Annotated in this window: 9 protein-coding genes and 1 pseudogene; 7 read left to right on the plus strand and 3 right to left on the minus strand. The window is 63.4% G+C overall.

Going from position 1 to position 18,082, the window contains the following annotated elements; genetic code table 11:
• Nucleotides 1–18: 18 nt before the first annotated feature.
• From OK015_RS06235 to OK015_RS06250, 4 genes are all read left to right on the plus strand, one after another.
• The gene (locus OK015_RS06235; protein ID WP_268130021.1) at nt 19–1,545 is read left to right on the plus strand and encodes a carotenoid oxygenase family protein; all 1,527 of its coding nucleotides are present in this window, start codon (nt 19–21) and stop codon (nt 1,543–1,545) included.
• 176 nt (nt 1,546–1,721) lie between these two features.
• The gene (locus OK015_RS06240; RefSeq protein ID WP_268130022.1) at nt 1,722–2,732 is read left to right on the plus strand and encodes an ABC transporter ATP-binding protein; all 1,011 of its coding nucleotides are present in this window, start codon (nt 1,722–1,724) and stop codon (nt 2,730–2,732) included.
• Nucleotides 2,733–3,178: 446 nt separating this feature from the next.
• The gene (rpoB, locus tag OK015_RS06245) at nt 3,179–6,661 is read left to right on the plus strand and encodes a DNA-directed RNA polymerase subunit beta (RefSeq protein ID WP_442791212.1); all 3,483 of its coding nucleotides are present in this window, start codon (nt 3,179–3,181) and stop codon (nt 6,659–6,661) included.
• Nucleotides 6,662–6,720: 59 nt separating this feature from the next.
• Nucleotides 6,721–10,671: a DNA-directed RNA polymerase subunit beta' gene (locus OK015_RS06250; protein WP_268130024.1), complete on the plus strand. Its 3,951-nt coding sequence runs from the start codon at nt 6,721–6,723 to the stop codon at nt 10,669–10,671.
• 84 nt (nt 10,672–10,755) lie between these two features.
• Here the strand turns inward: OK015_RS06250 and OK015_RS06255 are convergent.
• From OK015_RS06255 to OK015_RS06265, 3 genes and pseudogenes are all read right to left on the minus strand, one after another.
• Nucleotides 10,756–12,285 (minus strand): annotated as a pseudogene (locus tag OK015_RS06255) (APC family permease); the annotation flags it as partial.
• 69 nt (nt 12,286–12,354) lie between these two features.
• A complete protein-coding gene (locus tag OK015_RS06260) occupies nt 12,355–13,572 on the minus strand; it encodes a saccharopine dehydrogenase family protein (RefSeq protein ID WP_268130025.1) in 1,218 nt (405 codons plus the stop codon).
• A 73-nt stretch (nt 13,573–13,645) separates the two neighbouring features.
• Complete coding sequence (locus tag OK015_RS06265) at nt 13,646–15,136, minus strand: gamma-aminobutyraldehyde dehydrogenase (RefSeq protein WP_268130026.1); 1,491 nt, start codon at nt 15,134–15,136, stop codon at nt 13,646–13,648.
• Nucleotides 15,137–15,255: 119 nt separating this feature from the next.
• Here OK015_RS06265 and OK015_RS06270 point away from each other — a divergent pair, with 119 nt between their 5' ends.
• The 3 genes from OK015_RS06270 (at nt 15,256) to OK015_RS06280 (ending at nt 18,022) form a co-directional block, all read left to right on the plus strand.
• Nucleotides 15,256–15,780, plus strand: coding sequence for an Lrp/AsnC family transcriptional regulator (locus OK015_RS06270; RefSeq protein WP_442791213.1), 525 nt, complete (start codon nt 15,256–15,258; stop codon nt 15,778–15,780).
• Nucleotides 15,777–17,132 (plus strand): aspartate aminotransferase family protein, encoded by a 1,356-nt coding sequence (locus OK015_RS06275; RefSeq protein WP_268130027.1) that lies wholly within the window; start codon nt 15,777–15,779, stop codon nt 17,130–17,132. The genes OK015_RS06270 and OK015_RS06275 overlap by 4 nt, the downstream gene beginning before the upstream one ends.
• Nucleotides 17,133–17,263: 131 nt before the next feature.
• On the plus strand, nt 17,264–18,022 hold the full coding sequence (locus tag OK015_RS06280; RefSeq protein WP_268130029.1) for a deoxyribonuclease IV: 759 nt from the start codon (nt 17,264–17,266) through the stop codon (nt 18,020–18,022).
• Nucleotides 18,023–18,082 lie beyond the last annotated feature (60 nt).

Here is an 18,082-nt window from a genome sequence, read left to right on the forward strand (position 1 = left end):
GTTATAGGAGCTCAGCCCATGACTTCCACACAAGCAGTCAAGTCCGAGAACCCCTATCTCGACGGCTTCTTGGCGCCGGTGGGCGCCGAAGTGACCGCGACCGATCTCGAGGTCACCGGACAGATCCCGGAGCACCTGGACGGGCGCTACCTGCGCAATGGGCCCAACCCGGCCGCCGAGGTCGACCCGGCCACCTATCACTGGTTCACGGGTGACGCGATGGTGCACGGGGTAGCCCTGCGCGACGGCAAGGCCTGCTGGTACCGCAACCGCTGGGTCCGCACCCCGGCCACCAGCGCTGCGCTGGGCGAGCCCCAGCCCGAGGGGCTGAACCCGCGCGCCGGGATGCTGTCGGTCGGCCCCAACACCAACGTGCTGACTCACGCCGGGCGGACGCTGGCGCTCGTCGAGGGCGGCGGTGCCAACTACCAACTCACCGACGAGCTGGACACGGTAGGGCCCTGCGACTTCGACGGCACCCTGTTCGGTGGCTACACCGCCCACCCGCACCGGGATCCGCACACCGGCGAACTGCACGCGGTGTCCTACAGCTTCGGGCGCGGGCGCACCGTGCAGTACTCGGTGATCGACACCGCCGGGCACGCGCGGCGCACCGTCGACATCGAGGTGAGCGGTTCGCCGATGATGCACGACTTCTCGCTGACGGATAAGTATGTGGTGATCTACGACCTGCCGGTGACGTTCGACCCGGCGCAGGTCGTGCCGGCCAATGTGCCGCGCTGGCTGAGTTTGCCGGCCCGCCTGGTCGTGCAGTCGGTGCTCGGTCGGGTCCGGATTCCCGGTCCGATGGTGACGGCCATCAACAGCAATCGGCAGCCCATGCATCGGATGCCTTACAGCTGGAAGGACACCTACCCGGCGCGCGTCGGGGTGATGCCCCGCGAAACCGGTGGTAGCGCCGCCAACCCCCCGGTGCGCTGGTTTGACATCGAACCCTGTTACGTCTTTCACCCGCTCAATGCCTACTCCGAGATGCGCGACGGAGCGGAGGTCCTGGTGCTCGACGTGGTCAGCTACGCGCGGATGTTCGACCACGACCTGCGCGGCCCGGGCGACAGCCGGCCCGTACTGGACCGCTGGACCATCAACCTGACGACCGGTGCGCTCAGCACGGAGCGTCGCGACGATCGCCCGCAGGAGTTTCCCCGCATCGACGAGACCCTGCTGGGCGCACGACACCGATTCGGCTACACCGTCGGCATGGATGGCGGGTACCTGTCCGGTGGCGCAACCGAGATGACCTCGGCGCTCTACAAGCACGACTACGCGTCGGGTTCCAGTGTGGCCGCGGCCCTCGAACCCGACCTTTTGCTCGGCGAGATGTCCTTTGTCCCGAACCCCGTTAGCGGCTCGCGGCAGCGTGCCGAGGACGACGGCGTTTTGATGGGTTACGCCTATCACCGTGGCCGCGACGAAGGGCAATTGCTGATGCTGGACGCCCAGACCCTCGAGTCGATTGCGACCGTGCATCTGCCGCAGCGCGTACCGATGGGCTTCCACGGTAACTGGGCTCCGACCATCTGACCGCTTTACCGCTGCTTGCAGGGCCATTACCCTGCTTGCAGGGGTGGGTCTCAGGTCGGCGAATTTTTCGCTGCGGTGCTGTGCAACCATGCTGTGTGGTCCCGGGCGTGCGCTACAGTGACTCATGCCACACAAAGGGCCAGGTGGCAGCTGGTGCGTAGACGGAAGGATTCCCTATGGGCGTCGCTATCGAGGTCAGCGGGCTGACCAAGTCCTTCGGTTCCTCGAGGATTTGGGAAGACGTGACCCTCGACATCCCTTCTGGGGAGGTCAGCGTTTTGCTGGGCCCGTCGGGTACCGGCAAGTCCGTCTTCTTGAAGTCCTTGATCGGCCTGCTTCGTCCGGAACGTGGCTCGATTGTCATCGATGGCACCGACATCATCGAATGCTCGGCTAAGGAGCTCTACGAGATCCGCACGCTGTTCGGCGTGCTGTTCCAGGACGGCGCGCTGTTCGGCTCGATGAATCTGTACGACAACACCGCCTTCCCGCTGCGTGAGCACACCAAGAAGAAGGAAGGCGAGATCCGTGACATCGTCATGGAGAAGCTCGAACTGGTGGGCCTGGGCGGGGACGAGCGGAAGTTCCCCGGCGAGATCTCCGGCGGTATGCGTAAGCGTGCCGGCCTGGCCCGCGCTCTCGTCTTGGATCCGCAGATCATTCTGTGTGACGAGCCCGACTCCGGTCTGGACCCGGTCCGTACCGCCTACCTGAGCCAGCTGATCCTCGACATCAACGCCCAGATCGACGCGACCATTCTTATCGTCACGCACAACATCAGCGTTGCCCGCACCGTGCCGGACAACATCGGCATGCTGTTCCGCAAGCATCTGGTGATGTTCGGCCCTCGTGAGGTGCTGTTGACCAGCGATGAGCCGGTGGTGCGTCAGTTCCTCAACGGCCGCCGCATCGGTCCGATCGGCATGTCCGAAGAGAAGGACGAGGCGACCATGGCCGAAGAGCAGGCCATGGTCGATGCGGGTCACCACTCCGGCGGCACCGAGGAGATCGAGGGGGTGCCGCCCCAGATCGTCGCGACACCGGGGATGCCGGAACGCAAAGCGGTGGCACGGCGCCAGGCCCGGGTGCGCGAAATGCTGCACACGCTGCCGAAGAAGGCGCAGACGGCGATCCTCGACGATCTCGAGGGCACCCACAAATACCAAACGCGCGAATTCGGCGAATAGTCGCAATCGCCTGATCCCAGCCCGATCACCCGGCTCGCCGGTTCGGGTTTTAGCCGCGCGTGCAGCCGGAACCCGCAGCCAGAGGAATTCGGTGGCAACTTGCCGTGGCTTCCTCTTGACGACAAGGGCGTCAACAGGTCAATCTGTTGGGCAGCATGTACCCACGGGAAAGTCGAGATGCCAGCCAGCGTCGATACCCCCTGGATGGGTAGTTGAGGAATGCGCGCGCCTGCGCTATTGTTGGACGTTGCGCTGGCTACTTCCTGCCCACCTCACCCGCCACCTGACACCGTGGTCTTAGCCTGAGCCCTGTTGAGGCTCAGCTATTTAGTTGCGCGCGTGAGATACGGGTAGATCGTTCGCCGGCTTAACCGAAAAAATTCGCGGCGAACAGGTCCGGTAGCCCCGGCATTCGTGAGTCGCACGAGGTGCTGGAAGGATGCATCTTGGCAGTTTCTCGCCAGAGCAAGACGGACTCCTCTTCTAACAACTCCGTGCCTGGAGCACCTGACCGAGTTTCTTTCGCCAAGCTCCGTGAACCGCTCGAGGTTCCCGGTCTGCTTGACGTGCAGACGGACTCGTTTGAGTGGTTGATCGGCTCGCCGCGTTGGCGCGAGATCGCCTCCGGGCGGGGAGATGTCAACCCGGTCGGTGGCCTCGAAGAGGTGCTGTACGAGTTGTCCCCGATCGAGGACTTCTCGGGCTCGATGTCGCTGTCGTTCTCCGACCCCCGCTTCGACGAAGTCAAGGCGCCGGTGGACGAGTGCAAAGACAAGGACATGACCTACGCGGCTCCGCTGTTCGTCACGGCTGAGTTCATCAACAACAACACCGGTGAGATCAAGAGCCAGACGGTCTTCATGGGTGACTTCCCGATGATGACCGAAAAAGGCACGTTCATCATCAACGGGACCGAACGCGTCGTGGTCAGCCAGCTGGTCCGGTCGCCCGGTGTGTACTTCGACGAGTCGATCGACAAGTCGACCGAGAAGCTGCTGCACAGCGTCAAGGTGATTCCGAGCCGCGGTGCGTGGCTGGAGTTCGACGTCGACAAGCGCGACACCGTCGGTGTGCGCATCGACCGCAAGCGCCGTCAGCCGGTCACCGTGCTGCTCAAGGCGCTGGGCTGGACCAACGAGCAGATTCACGAGCGGTTCGGCTTCTCCGAGATCATGATGTCGACGCTGGAGAAGGACAACACCGCCGGCACCGACGAGGCGCTGCTGGACATCTACCGAAAGCTGCGTCCGGGCGAGCCGCCGACCAAGGAATCCGCGCAGACCCTGCTGGAGAACCTGTTCTTCAAGGAGAAGCGCTACGACCTGGCCCGCGTCGGTCGCTACAAGGTCAACAAGAAGCTCGGGCTGAACGCCGGCGAGCCGATCACGTCGTCGACGCTGACCGAGGAAGACGTCGTCGCCACCATCGAGTACCTGGTGCGCCTGCACGAGGGCCAGGTGACCATGACGGTTCCCGGCGGCACCGAGGTTCCGGTGGAGACCGACGACATCGACCACTTCGGTAACCGCCGCCTGCGCACCGTCGGTGAGCTGATCCAGAACCAAATCCGGGTCGGTATGTCGCGGATGGAGCGCGTCGTCCGCGAGCGGATGACCACGCAGGACGTCGAGGCCATCACGCCGCAGACCCTGATCAACATCCGTCCCGTCGTGGCGGCGATCAAGGAGTTCTTCGGCACCAGCCAGCTGTCCCAGTTCATGGACCAGAACAATCCGCTGTCCGGGCTGACCCACAAGCGTCGCCTCTCGGCGCTGGGGCCGGGCGGTCTGTCGCGTGAGCGCGCGGGCCTCGAGGTCCGGGACGTGCACCCGTCGCACTACGGCCGGATGTGTCCGATCGAGACCCCGGAGGGTCCGAACATCGGTCTGATCGGTTCGCTGTCGGTGTACGCGCGGGTCAACCCGTTCGGATTCATCGAGACGCCGTACCGCAAGGTGGTCGACGGTGTGGTCAGCGACGAGATCGAGTACCTGACCGCCGACGAGGAGGACCGCCACGTCGTGGCGCAGGCCAACTCGCCGATCGATGCCGACGGCCGCTTCGAAGAGACGCGCGTTCTGGTTCGCCGGAAGGCGGGCGAGGTCGAGTACGTGCCGTCGTCCGAGGTCGACTACATGGACGTTTCGCCGCGCCAGATGGTGTCGGTGGCCACGGCCATGATCCCGTTCCTCGAGCACGACGACGCCAACCGTGCCCTGATGGGTGCCAACATGCAGCGCCAGGCGGTTCCGCTGGTGCGCAGTGAGGCGCCGCTGGTCGGCACCGGTATGGAGCTGCGCGCCGCGATCGACGCCGGCGATGTGATCGTGGCCGACAAGGCCGGGGTGATCGAGGAGGTGTCCGCCGACTACATCACCGTGATGGCCGACGACGGCACCCGGCACACCTACCGGATGCGCAAGTTCGCCCGGTCCAACCACGGCACCTGCGCCAACCAGTCGCCGATCGTGGACGCGGGAGACCGGGTCGAGGCCGGCCAGGTGATCGCCGACGGTCCCTGCACCGAAAACGGTGAGATGGCGCTGGGCAAGAACCTGCTCGTGGCGATCATGCCGTGGGAAGGCCACAACTACGAGGACGCGATCATCCTTTCCAACCGCCTGGTTGAGGAGGACGTGCTCACCTCGATCCACATCGAGGAGCACGAGATCGATGCCCGCGACACCAAGCTGGGCGCCGAGGAGATCACCCGGGACATCCCGAACGTCTCCGACGAGGTGCTCGCCGACTTGGACGAGCGTGGCATCGTGCGGATCGGCGCCGAGGTTCGCGACGGCGACATCCTGGTCGGCAAGGTCACCCCGAAGGGTGAGACCGAGCTGACGCCGGAAGAGCGACTGCTGCGGGCGATCTTCGGTGAGAAGGCCCGTGAGGTCCGCGACACCTCGCTCAAGGTGCCGCACGGCGAATCCGGCAAGGTGATCGGCATTCGGGTGTTCTCTCGCGAGGACGACGATGAGTTGCCCGCCGGTGTCAACGAGCTGGTCCGTGTCTACGTGGCCCAGAAGCGCAAGATCTCCGACGGTGACAAGCTGGCCGGACGCCACGGCAACAAGGGCGTCATCGGCAAGATCCTGGCGGTCGAGGACATGCCGTTCATGCCGGACGGCACTCCGGTGGACATCATCCTGAACACCCACGGTGTGCCGCGACGGATGAACATCGGTCAGATCCTGGAGACGCACCTCGGTTGGGTCGCCAAGGCCGGTTGGAACATCGAGGGTGCCCCCGATTGGGCGGCGAACCTGCCGGAGGACCTTCGCCACGCTCAGCCGGACCAGATCGTGTCGACTCCGGTGTTCGACGGCGCCAAGGAGGAGGAGCTGCAGGGTCTGCTGTCCTGCACGCTGCCCAACCGCGACGGTGACGTGATGGTCAACGCGGACGGCAAGTCCAGGCTGTTCGACGGCCGCAGTGGCGAGCCGTTCCCGTACCCGGTGACCGTTGGCTACATGTACATCATGAAGCTGCACCACCTGGTGGACGACAAGATCCACGCCCGCTCCACCGGTCCGTACTCGATGATCACTCAGCAGCCGTTGGGTGGTAAGGCGCAGTTCGGTGGTCAGCGATTCGGTGAGATGGAGTGCTGGGCCATGCAGGCCTACGGTGCCGCCTACACGCTGCAGGAGCTGTTGACCATCAAGTCCGACGACACCGTCGGCCGGGTCAAGGTGTACGAGGCGATCGTCAAGGGCGAGAACATCCCGGAGCCGGGTATCCCCGAGTCGTTCAAGGTGTTGCTCAAGGAGCTGCAGTCGCTGTGCCTCAACGTTGAGGTGCTGTCGTCGGACGGCGCAGCGATCGAGCTACGCGAGGGCGAGGACGAGGACTTGGAGCGTGCTGCGGCAAACCTGGGAATCAACTTGTCCCGCAACGAATCTGCGTCCGTTGAGGACCTGGCCTGATCGTGGCGAAAGCCACGGCACTAATTAGTTACTAAACCCGCAAGGGGAAAGGGAGTTACGTGCTCGACGTCAACTTCTTCGATGAGCTCCGTATTGGTCTGGCCACCGCGGAGGACATCAGGCAATGGTCTTACGGCGAGGTCAAGAAGCCGGAGACGATCAACTACCGCACGCTGAAGCCCGAGAAGGACGGCCTGTTCTGCGAGAAGATCTTCGGACCGACTCGCGACTGGGAGTGCTACTGCGGCAAGTACAAGCGCGTGCGCTTCAAGGGCATCATCTGCGAACGCTGTGGCGTCGAGGTGACTCGCGCCAAAGTGCGTCGCGAGCGGATGGGCCACATCGAGCTGGCCGCACCGGTCACGCACATCTGGTACTTCAAGGGCGTGCCATCGCGCTTGGGGTACCTGCTGGACCTGGCGCCGAAGGATCTCGAGAAGATCATCTACTTCGCCGCCTACGTGATCACCGCGGTCGACGACGAGATGCGGCACAACGAGCTGTCTACGCTCGAGGCCGAAATGGTGGTGGAGCGCAAGGGCGTTGAGGACCAGCGCGACGCTGACCTGGAGGCCCGGGCGCAGAAGCTGGAGGCCGACCTGGCCGAGCTGGAGGCCGAGGGCGCGAAAGCCGATGCGCGGCGCAAGGTTCGGGACGGCGGCGAGCGTGAGATGCGCCAGCTCCGTGACCGTGCCCAGCGTGAGCTGGACCGGCTGGAGGATATCTGGACCACCTTCACCAAGCTGGCCCCCAAGCAGCTGATCGTCGACGAGAACCTCTACCGCGAGCTCATCGACCGCTACGGCGAGTACTTCACCGGGGCGATGGGTGCGGAGTCGATCCAGAAGCTGATCGAGAACTTCGACATCGACGCCGAGGCCGACATCCTGCGTGACGTCATTCGAAACGGCAAGGGGCAGAAGAAGCTTCGTGCGCTCAAGCGGCTGAAGGTCGTCGCGGCCTTCCAGCAGTCGGGCAACTCCCCGATGGGCATGGTGCTCGACGCGGTCCCGGTCATTCCGCCGGAGCTGCGTCCGATGGTGCAGCTCGACGGTGGCCGGTTCGCCACCAGCGACCTCAACGACCTGTACCGCCGTGTGATCAACCGCAACAACCGCCTCAAGAGGCTGATCGACCTCGGCGCGCCCGAGATCATCGTCAACAACGAGAAGCGGATGCTGCAGGAGTCGGTCGACGCGCTGTTCGACAACGGCCGTCGCGGTCGCCCGGTCACCGGGCCGGGCAACCGTCCGCTCAAGTCGCTGTCGGATCTGCTCAAGGGTAAGCAGGGCCGGTTCCGTCAGAACCTGCTCGGTAAGCGAGTCGACTACTCTGGCCGTTCGGTCATCGTGGTCGGTCCGCAGCTCAAGTTGCACCAGTGCGGCCTGCCCAAGCTGATGGCGCTGGAGCTGTTCAAGCCGTTCGTGATGAAGCGGCTGGTCGACCTCAACCACGCGCAGAACATCAAGAGCGCCAAGCGCATGGTGGAGCGCCAGCGTCCCCAGGTGTGGGACGTGCTCGAAGAGGTCATCGCCGAGCACCCGGTGCTGCTGAACCGCGCGCCCACCCTGCACCGACTCGGTATTCAGGCCTTCGAGCCAATGCTGGTGGAGGGCAAGGCTATTCAGCTGCACCCGTTGGTGTGCGAGGCGTTCAACGCCGACTTCGACGGTGACCAGATGGCGGTGCACCTGCCGCTGAGTGCCGAGGCGCAGGCCGAGGCTCGCATCCTGATGCTGTCGAGCAACAACATCCTGTCGCCCGCGTCCGGCCGCCCGTTGGCCATGCCGCGACTCGACATGGTGACCGGGCTGTACTACCTGACCACCGAGGTGGACGGGGCCAATGGTGAATACCGCGCGGCCGCGGACGACCAGCCGGAGCAGGGCGTGTACTCCTCACCCGCCGAGGCGATCATGGCGTCCGACCGCGGTCTGCTCTCGGTGCGGGCCAAGATCAAGGTCCGGTTGACGCAGCTGCGTCCCCCGGCCGAGATCGAGGCCGCGCTGTTCGGTCAGAACGGTTGGCGGCCAGGTGATTCGTGGAAGGCCGAGACGACCCTGGGCCGGGTGCTGTTCAACGAGCTGCTGCCGCTGGGCTACCCGTTCGTGAACAAGCAGATGCACAAGAAGGTGCAGGCGGCCATCATCAACGACCTGGCCGAGCGCTACCCGATGATCGTGGTCGCACAGACCGTCGACAAGCTCAAGGACGCCGGCTTCTACTGGGCGACCCGAAGCGGTGTCACGGTCTCGATGGCCGACGTGTTGGTTCCGCCGCGTAAGAAGGAGATCCTCGACCACTACGAGGATCGGGCCGACAAGGTCGAAAAGCAGTTCCAGCGTGGTGCTTTGAACCACGACGAGCGCAACGAGGCGCTGGTGGAGATCTGGAAGGAAGCCACCGACGAGGTCGGTAAGGCGCTGCGGGAGCACTACCCCAACGACAACCCGATCATCACGATCGTCGACTCGGGCGCCACGGGTAACTTCACCCAGACGCGAACACTGGCCGGCATGAAGGGCCTGGTGACCAACCCGAAGGGTGAGTTCATCCCGCGTCCGATCAAGTCGTCGTTCCGTGAGGGCCTGACCGTGCTGGAGTACTTCATCAACACGCACGGTGCTCGAAAGGGCTTGGCCGACACCGCGTTGCGTACCGCCGACTCGGGTTACCTGACCCGTCGTCTGGTGGACGTGTCGCAGGACGTCATCGTCCGCGAGCACGACTGCGAGACCGAGCGCGGCATCAACGTCGAGCTCGCCGAGCGTCAGCCGGACGGCACCCTGATCCGCGACCCGTACATCGAAACTTCGGCGTACGCACGGACTTTGGGCGCCGACGCGATCGATGAGGCCGGCAACGTCGTCGTCGCGCGTGGTGAGGATCTGGGCGACCCGTCGATCGAAGCCTTGTTGGCTGCGGGCATCACGCAGATCAAGGTCCGCTCGGTGCTGACCTGCACCACCGGAACCGGTGTGTGCGCGACCTGTTACGGACGCTCGATGGCGACCGGCAAGCTGGTCGACATCGGCGAGGCGGTCGGCATCGTGGCCGCACAGTCCATTGGTGAGCCCGGTACGCAGCTGACCATGCGCACCTTCCACCAGGGTGGTGTCGGTGAAGACATCACCGGCGGTCTGCCGCGTGTGCAGGAGCTGTTCGAGGCCCGGGTGCCGCGAGGCAAGGCGCCGATCGCCGACGTCTCCGGGCGGATTCAGCTCGAGGACGGTGAGCGCTTCTACAAGATCACCATCGTCCCCGATGATGGCGGCGAGGAAGTGGTCTACGACAAGCTCTCCAAGCGTCAGCGGCTGCGGGTGTTCAAGCACGAAGACGGTTCCGAGCGGGTGCTTTCCGATGGTGACCACGTTGAGGTGGGCCAGCAGCTGATGGAAGGCTCGGCCGATCCGCACGAGGTGCTGCGTGTGCAAGGCCCCCGTCAGGTGCAGATTCACCTGGTCCGGGAGACCCAAGAGGTCTACCGCGCCCAGGGTGTGTCGATCCACGACAAGCACATCGAGGTGATCGTTCGTCAGATGCTGCGCCGCGTCACGATCATCGACTCGGGCGCGACGGAGTTCCTGCCTGGCTCGCTGATCGAACGTGCCGGGTTCGAGGCGGAGAACCGCCGGGTGGTGGCCGAGGGCGGCGAGCCCGCCGCCGGTCGCCCGGTGCTAATGGGTATCACGAAGGCGAGCCTCGCCACCGACTCGTGGCTGAGCGCGGCGTCGTTCCAGGAGACCACGCGTGTGCTGACCGATGCGGCGATCAACTGCCGCAGCGACAAGCTGCAGGGTCTGAAGGAGAACGTGATCATCGGAAAGCTGATCCCGGCCGGTACCGGTATCAACCGGTACCGCAACATCCAGGTGCAGCCGACCGAGGAGGCCCGTGCTGCTGCGTACACGATCCCGTCCTACGAGGATCAGTACTACAGCCCGGACTTCGGTCAGGCCACCGGTGCCGCGGTTCCGCTGGACGACTACGGTTACAGCGACTACCGGTAAGTCAACAATCGAAAAAGCCCCGGGTTTGCGCCCGGGGCTTTTTCGTATGCTTGCCGTGCGGAGAGGGCCTCAGACTGCAGACTTTCGATTTCGGAAGAAGCCGGGGGAGACCGCCCACCAGATGCACATCATGACCACTCCGAGTGCTATTGAGCCGATGCCGACTACGGCCACTGCGCCGATCCCGAAAATCGTGACGTTGTGGCCGTCTTCGACAAGCCAATCGGCCCTGGCGTATTGGACCAGGCCGAAGACGAAGACGATCGTTAGGAGCACCCCGCCCAGCGAGGGCAATACGCCGCGCATCACGAAGTCGCGTAGTGATCTGGTGAGAACTTTGCGGTAATACCAGACACAGGCGTAGCCGGTGAGCGCGTAGTAGATCGCGATCACCAACCCGACAGAACCGATGACGGCACTGAGCAAACTATCGCTGATCAGCGTGAACAACACATAAAAGAGGGCCGATGCGGTTCCCATCACGATAGTCGAAACGGTCGGGGTGAGGAATCGAGGATGGATCCTGGCGAACACGTCGGGTAGGGCCTTACGTGCCGCCATCGACAGCGTTGTCCGTGCGGTGGGCAGGATTGTCGTCTGCGTCGAGGCCGATGCCGACGTCAAGATCGAGGCAGACAGCAGCAATAATGCGACCTTGCCGAAGAAGCCGTCACCGAACAACGTCGGGCCAATCGCGGCGAACACGTCCGCAGAGTTGTGTTCGTTGCCCAGGCCAATACCTTCCGTGTCTACCCCGGCGAATGCAATGCTCGACACCGTGACCAAGGCGTAGGTCGACAAGAGCAGCAAGGTAGACAGCACCGCGGCGCGCCCCGGCGTGCGACTGGGATCGGCGGTTTCCTCGTTGCACGCTACGGCGGTGTCAAAACCCCAGTAGATGAAGATTGCGATGAGCACCGCCGGGGCGATATCAGAGCTGAAGCTCAATCCGTCGACCCACAACCACGACAGCGACGGTCGCAGCGAGCCCGATGCGGCATGATTGGTGTACACCTTAATTAGGGCCACGATCGAAAGCGCAGCCAGCACAACGAGTTCGATCGATAGCATAAAACACTGCAGGCGGGCTGATACCTCGATTCCGCGGTAGCAGATATATGTCATTGCCGCGATCCACGCCACGCCAGCGACCGTGGACCACAGCGTGCTGTGGGCCAGATCTGCCACCGGCCGCCAGCCGACGAGGTCCCCCATAAACGTGAACGAATAGGTGCCGGCGATTTGCGCCAGGTTGGCCATTACGATCACGTCGGAGGCGATAATGCTCCACCCCCCGAGCCAGCCGGTGACCGGCCCGAATACGCGCGACGCCCAGGTGAACGTGGTGCCGCAGTCGGGCTCGGCGTTGTTGAGCTCTTGGTAAGCGACCGCGATCATGAACATTGGGATAAACGAGATCAAAACGATCGCAGGCGTTTTCACGCCACAAAGCAATTCGCCACGGCGTGCCACGATGAGCCCCAACGTCGCCGCCAGGCTGTAGGCGGGCGCGGCGGAGGCGGTGCCGATGACGACGCTGGAGAGCAGCCCCATCGCGCCTTTTTTCAGACCTTTGCTCGGCACAGTGATACTCGTGCTCTTGCCGCTGCTCATTGAGTCTCCTCTGCCGTGAACCGGCTCGCCGGAGTCAGGTACCCGCGACCGAGCTGGGCTATCCGAGGTTCAATTCCGTACGGGTAGCTCTTGTATGCCCCACGGTGATCCGTAGGCTTTGAGTAACTCTAAGAAGGGCACTGAGTCGAATGCTTCGGGGCCGAGCACGCCCGAGCCTTGCCATGTCTCGGTGGCTAAGAGCTCAAGTGCCACAACAGGATTGATCGCGGTCTGCCATACGACGCATTGATGCCCGTACTCGGCCATCGACCACTGGTTGTCGACGACGTGATACAGGTAGGTTGACCGTGGGTTGCCGTCTTTGCCAGTTCCGGTTATCCACACTCCTGCGCATGTCTTACCGCGCATCTTCGGTCCCAGGGTGGCCGGTTCGGGTAGGCAGGCCGCAACCACGTCGCGAGGGCTAATTTGGGCTTCGCCGATCGTGATCTTATCGGTACGGTCCAAGCCGAGGTTGTTCAATGTCTTAAGCACGTCAATGAATTCGGTGCCAAGACCGTACTTGAAGGTAACGCGCTTGGCCTCGATCCAGCGAGGCATCAGCAGAACTTCCTCGTGCTCCACATTGACGCATTCCACCGGGCCGATACCTTCGGGGAAATCGAAATCCTCTATCTCACTGAATGGTTCGGTAACGAACCAGCCGCGATCGCGCTCCCAGATGACGGGTGGGTTGAGGCATTCCTCGATGGTGGTCCAAATCGAAAACGATGGAGCGAAGCCGTGTCCGTCCACGGTGAGGTTTGCACCGTCGCGGGTGCCAAGCTCGTCGATGTCGGTGAAGAGGTGATCGGCGGCGTATCGGGCGAACACGTCCGAAAGGCCCGGTTCTACTCCCATGCCCACCAGGGCTAGGCGACCCGCCGCACGCCATTGCTCATCGGTAGCGAATTGCTGGTCGCCGAGTTTCACTCCAGTTAGCCGGTAGGGTTGTTCGGGATGTCGGCGCGACAAGCTCATGGCCATGTCCAGATAGTCCGCCCCGGCAGCCAGGGCTCCGGTGAAGATGGGCATCACGAACCGCGGGTCAATCGCGTTCACCACGTGAGTGATCCGGTGACGTCGCACTGCGGCGGCTACGGCGGCGGCAGATCCAGCATCTAGGTGATCCGCGGTAAACCTGGAATCTGCCGTCAGTGCAGCGACTCGGTGGGCTTTTACCTGCTGGTAGTCGCAGACCACCACATGGTCGAAAAAGTTGCGGCGCAAGGCAACCGAACAGAATGCTGCTCCCACACCGCCGGCTCCTACCAATAGAATTCGCATCGAGCAGTTTCTCCAGTTTCGGTCTGCGCGCTGAAGGGCGTCGATTTTCGTTGGAAGATAACGGCCGTCCGTATTACTTGGTATGGGTGAATATTGTTCGATGCCAGGGCTTTTCGGCGACTCCGGTGATATCGCTCATTACGTGTTTGATGCTCAGGTATTCCTCGAAGGAATAGTCGGACATATCCTTGCCGTATCCGGATGCACCGACGCCGCCGTGCGGCATCTCGCTGACGATCGGGATGTGGTCGTTGATCCAGACGCAGCCCGCCTTGATTGCGCGCGAAGCCCGCTGTGCGCGGTAGATGTCGCGCGTCCATGCGGAGGCGGCAAGGCCGTAGTCGGTGTCGTTGGCCTGACGTAGCGCGTCGTCTTCGCCATCGTGTGGGCGGACGGTGAGTACAGGTCCGAAGATCTCGCTTCGATAGGCCTCCGAGCGTTCGTCGACATCGGCAAGCAGCGTCGGAAGGTAGAACGCGCCGGCCGAGTCCAATGCCTTGCCACCGGTCACCACGCGGGCACCTTCACCGGGTGCTCTGGCGACGATGTCCGCTACCTTGTCGCGATGCGCGACTGAAATCAGTGGGCCGATATCGGTTTCCGGGTCGCAAGGATCGCCGACCACGACCTTCGCCATCACCTCTGCCACTCCCGAGACGAAGTCTTCGTAGAGGTTGCGAGCCACGATCGCGCGCGTTGCCGCGGTGCAATCCTGTCCCGAGTTGATCAGCGAACCGGCCACTGCGCCTTGAACCGCGGCATCGATGTCAGCATCGTCGAACACCACAAATGGGGCCTTGCCGCCGAGCTCGAGCTGGGTGCGGTTACCGTGGACGGCGGCCGCAGCCATCACCTTGCGGCCCACCGCCGTCGAGCCGGTGAAGGTCACCATGTCTACTCCGGAATGGCTGGCCAGTGCGGTCCCTACATCGGCGCCATAGCCGGTGACGACGTTGAGGACGCCGTCGGGCAGCCCCGCTTCGGTCGCCAGCCGCGCCAGGGTCAGGGTGGTGAGCGGGGTGAGCTCACTGGGCTTGATGACGACGGTGCATCCGGCGGCCAGGGCAGGCATCGTCTTCCACACCGCCATCTGCAGCGGGTAGTTCCACGGCGTAATGGTGGCTACTACGCCGACTGCCTCGCGCCGGATGCTCGAGGTGTGGTCGGCAGAGTACTCGGCCGTCGCTTGTCCTTGCAGATGCCGGGCTGCACCGGCGAAGAACGCGATGTTGTCGACACTGCCCGGAATGTCGAATTGCTCAGCCAACCGCACTGGCTTGCCGGTCTGGCGCACCTCGTCTGCGACCAGTTCGCAGGCGTGCTGCTCAGTCAATGCCGCGAGCTCGGTCAACACGGTGCAGCGTTCTGCTGGTGTCGCGGTAGACCATCCGGGCAGCGCCTGGCGAGCGGTGGCTACGGCTCGATCGACGCCAGCGGGTGTTGCGAGCGTTAACTCCGCAACCGTTTCCAGGTTGGCTGGATTGACCACCGCGTGCGCGCGACCGCGGGTGAACTCGGCGGCGCCCTTGATCCAAGTTCCGGCCAGCGATTCGGTCGTTGTCATCGGGCCAACATAGCCGAACTCACTGCCTCCGTCCACGGATAGCGCATCATATCTGCGAATATCATAGGTTTTCCTTAGTGATATTGCATTACCGCGATGGATTCCGTACAAATGTAGTTGTGACCTCTAGCGCTGCGGCTTCCGACCCTGCGCCGCAAACTCCTCGCGCACGCGAGCGTTCGAACCAAGGTGCACCGCTCCAGCTTGACGAGCTCTCTCGACAGATCATCGAGGTTCTGCAGAAGGACGGCAGGTGCTCGTATGCGGCGATCGGCAAGATAGTGGGATTGTCCGAGGCCGCAGTTCGCCAGCGAATTCAACGACTGACCGACACCGGCGTGATGCAAATCGTTGCGGTCACGGACCCAATGCAGCTCGGCTGCGCCCGTCAAGCCATGATTGGCATCCGTTGCGCGGGGAACACCCGTGAGCTTGCCGAACGCCTTGCGGAGCTGCCCGAAATCGATTACGTGGTGCTGACCGCGGGGTCGTTCGACATCATTGTCGAACTCGTTTGCAAAGACGATGAGCAATTGCTCGACCTGCTTAACGACAGGATTCGGTCACTGCCCGGCGTTATTTCAACCGAAACCTTCGTCTACTTGAAACTCATTAAGCAGCAATACAACTGGGGGGCCCGATGACGACCCGCTCGACAGCCACCGACAGTCGGCTATGGGGACACTTCGCCCGGCACGGCCAGGGCATCACCCCGCGCGTGATCACCCGCGGCGAAGGCGTCACGATCTGGGACGATCAGGGTAGGAGCTACCTCGACGGCCTGTCGGGATTGTTCGTTGTGCAGGTCGGTTACGGCCGCGACGAGCTCGCTGCAGCGGCCGCCGCGCAAGCGCAGACACTTGCCTACTTCCCACTGTGGTCGTACGCGACGCCGACCGCTGTCGAGCTTGCCGAACGACTCGCCAACCGCGCCCCGGGTGAAGGCAATCGCGTGTTCTTCACCACCGGCGGTGGCGAAGCCGTCGAAGCGGCTTGGAAGCTAGCCAAACAGTATTACAAGGTGACCGGCAAACCCGGGAAATACAAAGTGCTTTCGCGATCCGTTGCTTATCACGGCACCACACACGGTGCGTTGGCCATCACCGGTGTGCCGGCGTTCAAGGCGCCGTTCGAACCCATGACCCCCGGCGCCGTGCGTGTCCCGAACACCAACTTCTACCGTGCGCCCGCGCCATATCAAGACGACCTCAAGGGGTTCGGGCAATGGGCCGCGAACCGCATTGCTGAGGCGATCGAGTTTGAGGGACCCGACTCGGTGGCGGCGGTTTTCCTGGAGCCGGTGCAAAACGCCGGCGGCTGCTTCCCCCCGCCGCCAGGCTATTTCGATCGAGTGCGCGAAGTCTGCGACGAATACGACGTTTTGCTTGTCTCCGATGAAGTGATCTGCGCGTTCGGTCGACTTGGATCGACCTTCGCGTGCAACGAATTTGGCTACGTCCCCGACATCATCACCTGTGCCAAGGGGCTGACCTCCGGTTACTCTCCGCTGGGCGCGATGATCGCTAGTGGCAAGCTCTTTGAGCCATTCAACGATGGCAAAACGACATTCACGCACGGCTACACGTTTGGGGGCCATCCGGTTTCGTGTGCGGTGGCGCTAGCCAATTTGGACATCATGGAGCGGGAAAGACTCAACGACCATGTTAAGGAGGCCGCACCCGCCTTTCGTGCCACTCTGGAGAAGTTGCTTGATCTCCCGATCGTCGGTGACGTGCGCGGCGAGGGGTTCTTCTATGGTGTCGAGTTGGTTAAAGACAAATCGACAAAGGAGACCTTTTCCACCCTGGAGTGCGAACGGATCTTGCGCGGATTCGTGTCCGAGGCGCTGATGGAGGCGGGTCTTTATTGTCGCGCCGACGATCGGGGCGATCCAGTCGTGCAACTGGCGCCCCCATTGATCAGCGGTCAAAAGGAGTTCGATCAGATCGAGCAGGTTCTACGCGGGGTGCTCGGGGAGGCGTGGAATCGGCTGTAGTGCCGTGGCTCTTCAGCCAGGGGACACCGCTGAATCCGTCGAGCATCCGTGTTTGCGCAGACGATTTCACGTTCGGGCCGTGCGGTCCGGCGGTGGCACTTGCGTCGGCGGGACTTACTAGACTGGCCAGCGTGCTGATCGGTTCACATGTCAGTCCGCGAGACCCGCTGGCCGCTGCGGAAGCCGAGGGTGCTGACGTGGTACAGATATTCCTCGGCAACCCGCAGAGTTGGAAGGCGCCCAAGCCCCGCGAGGACGCCGCCGTGCTGAAGGCCGCGGTGCTGCCGATCTACGTGCACGCGCCCTACCTGATCAATGTCGCCTCGGCGAACAACCGGGTACGGATCCCGTCGCGCAAAATTCTGCAGCAGACCTGCGAGGCGGCAGCCGACATCGGTGCGGCGGCGGTCATCGTGCACGGTGGCCACGTCGCCGACGACAACGACCTCGATGAGGGTTTTCAGCGTTGGCGCAAGGCGCTCGATCAGCTGGAATCCCACGTTCCGGTGTACCTGGAAAACACCGCGGGCGGCGACCACGCGATGGCCCGCCACTTCGACACCATCGCCAGGCTGTGGGATGTCATCGGCGACAGCGGAATTGGGTTCTGCCTCGACACCTGCCACACCTGGGCGGCCGGTGAGGCGCTGATCCATGCCGTCGATCGGATCAAGGCCATCACCGGCCGGATCGATCTGGTGCACTGCAACGACTCCAAGGATGCGGCGGGGTCGGGCCGCGACCGCCACGCCAATCTGGGCACCGGCCAGATCGATCCCGACCTGCTGGTCGCCGCGGTCAAAGCCGCCGGCGCGCCGGTGATCTGCGAAACCGCCGACGAGGGCCGCAAGGACGACATCGCCTTCCTGCGCGAGAACACCAGCGGCTGACGGCCATCGACAGGGGTATTACACCTCTTGTGCGGTTGTTGGAAAACTGTAATATGAGTG

The organism is Mycobacterium sp. Aquia_216, assembly GCF_026723865.1.
GTDB lineage: Bacteria > Actinomycetota > Actinomycetes > Mycobacteriales > Mycobacteriaceae > Mycobacterium.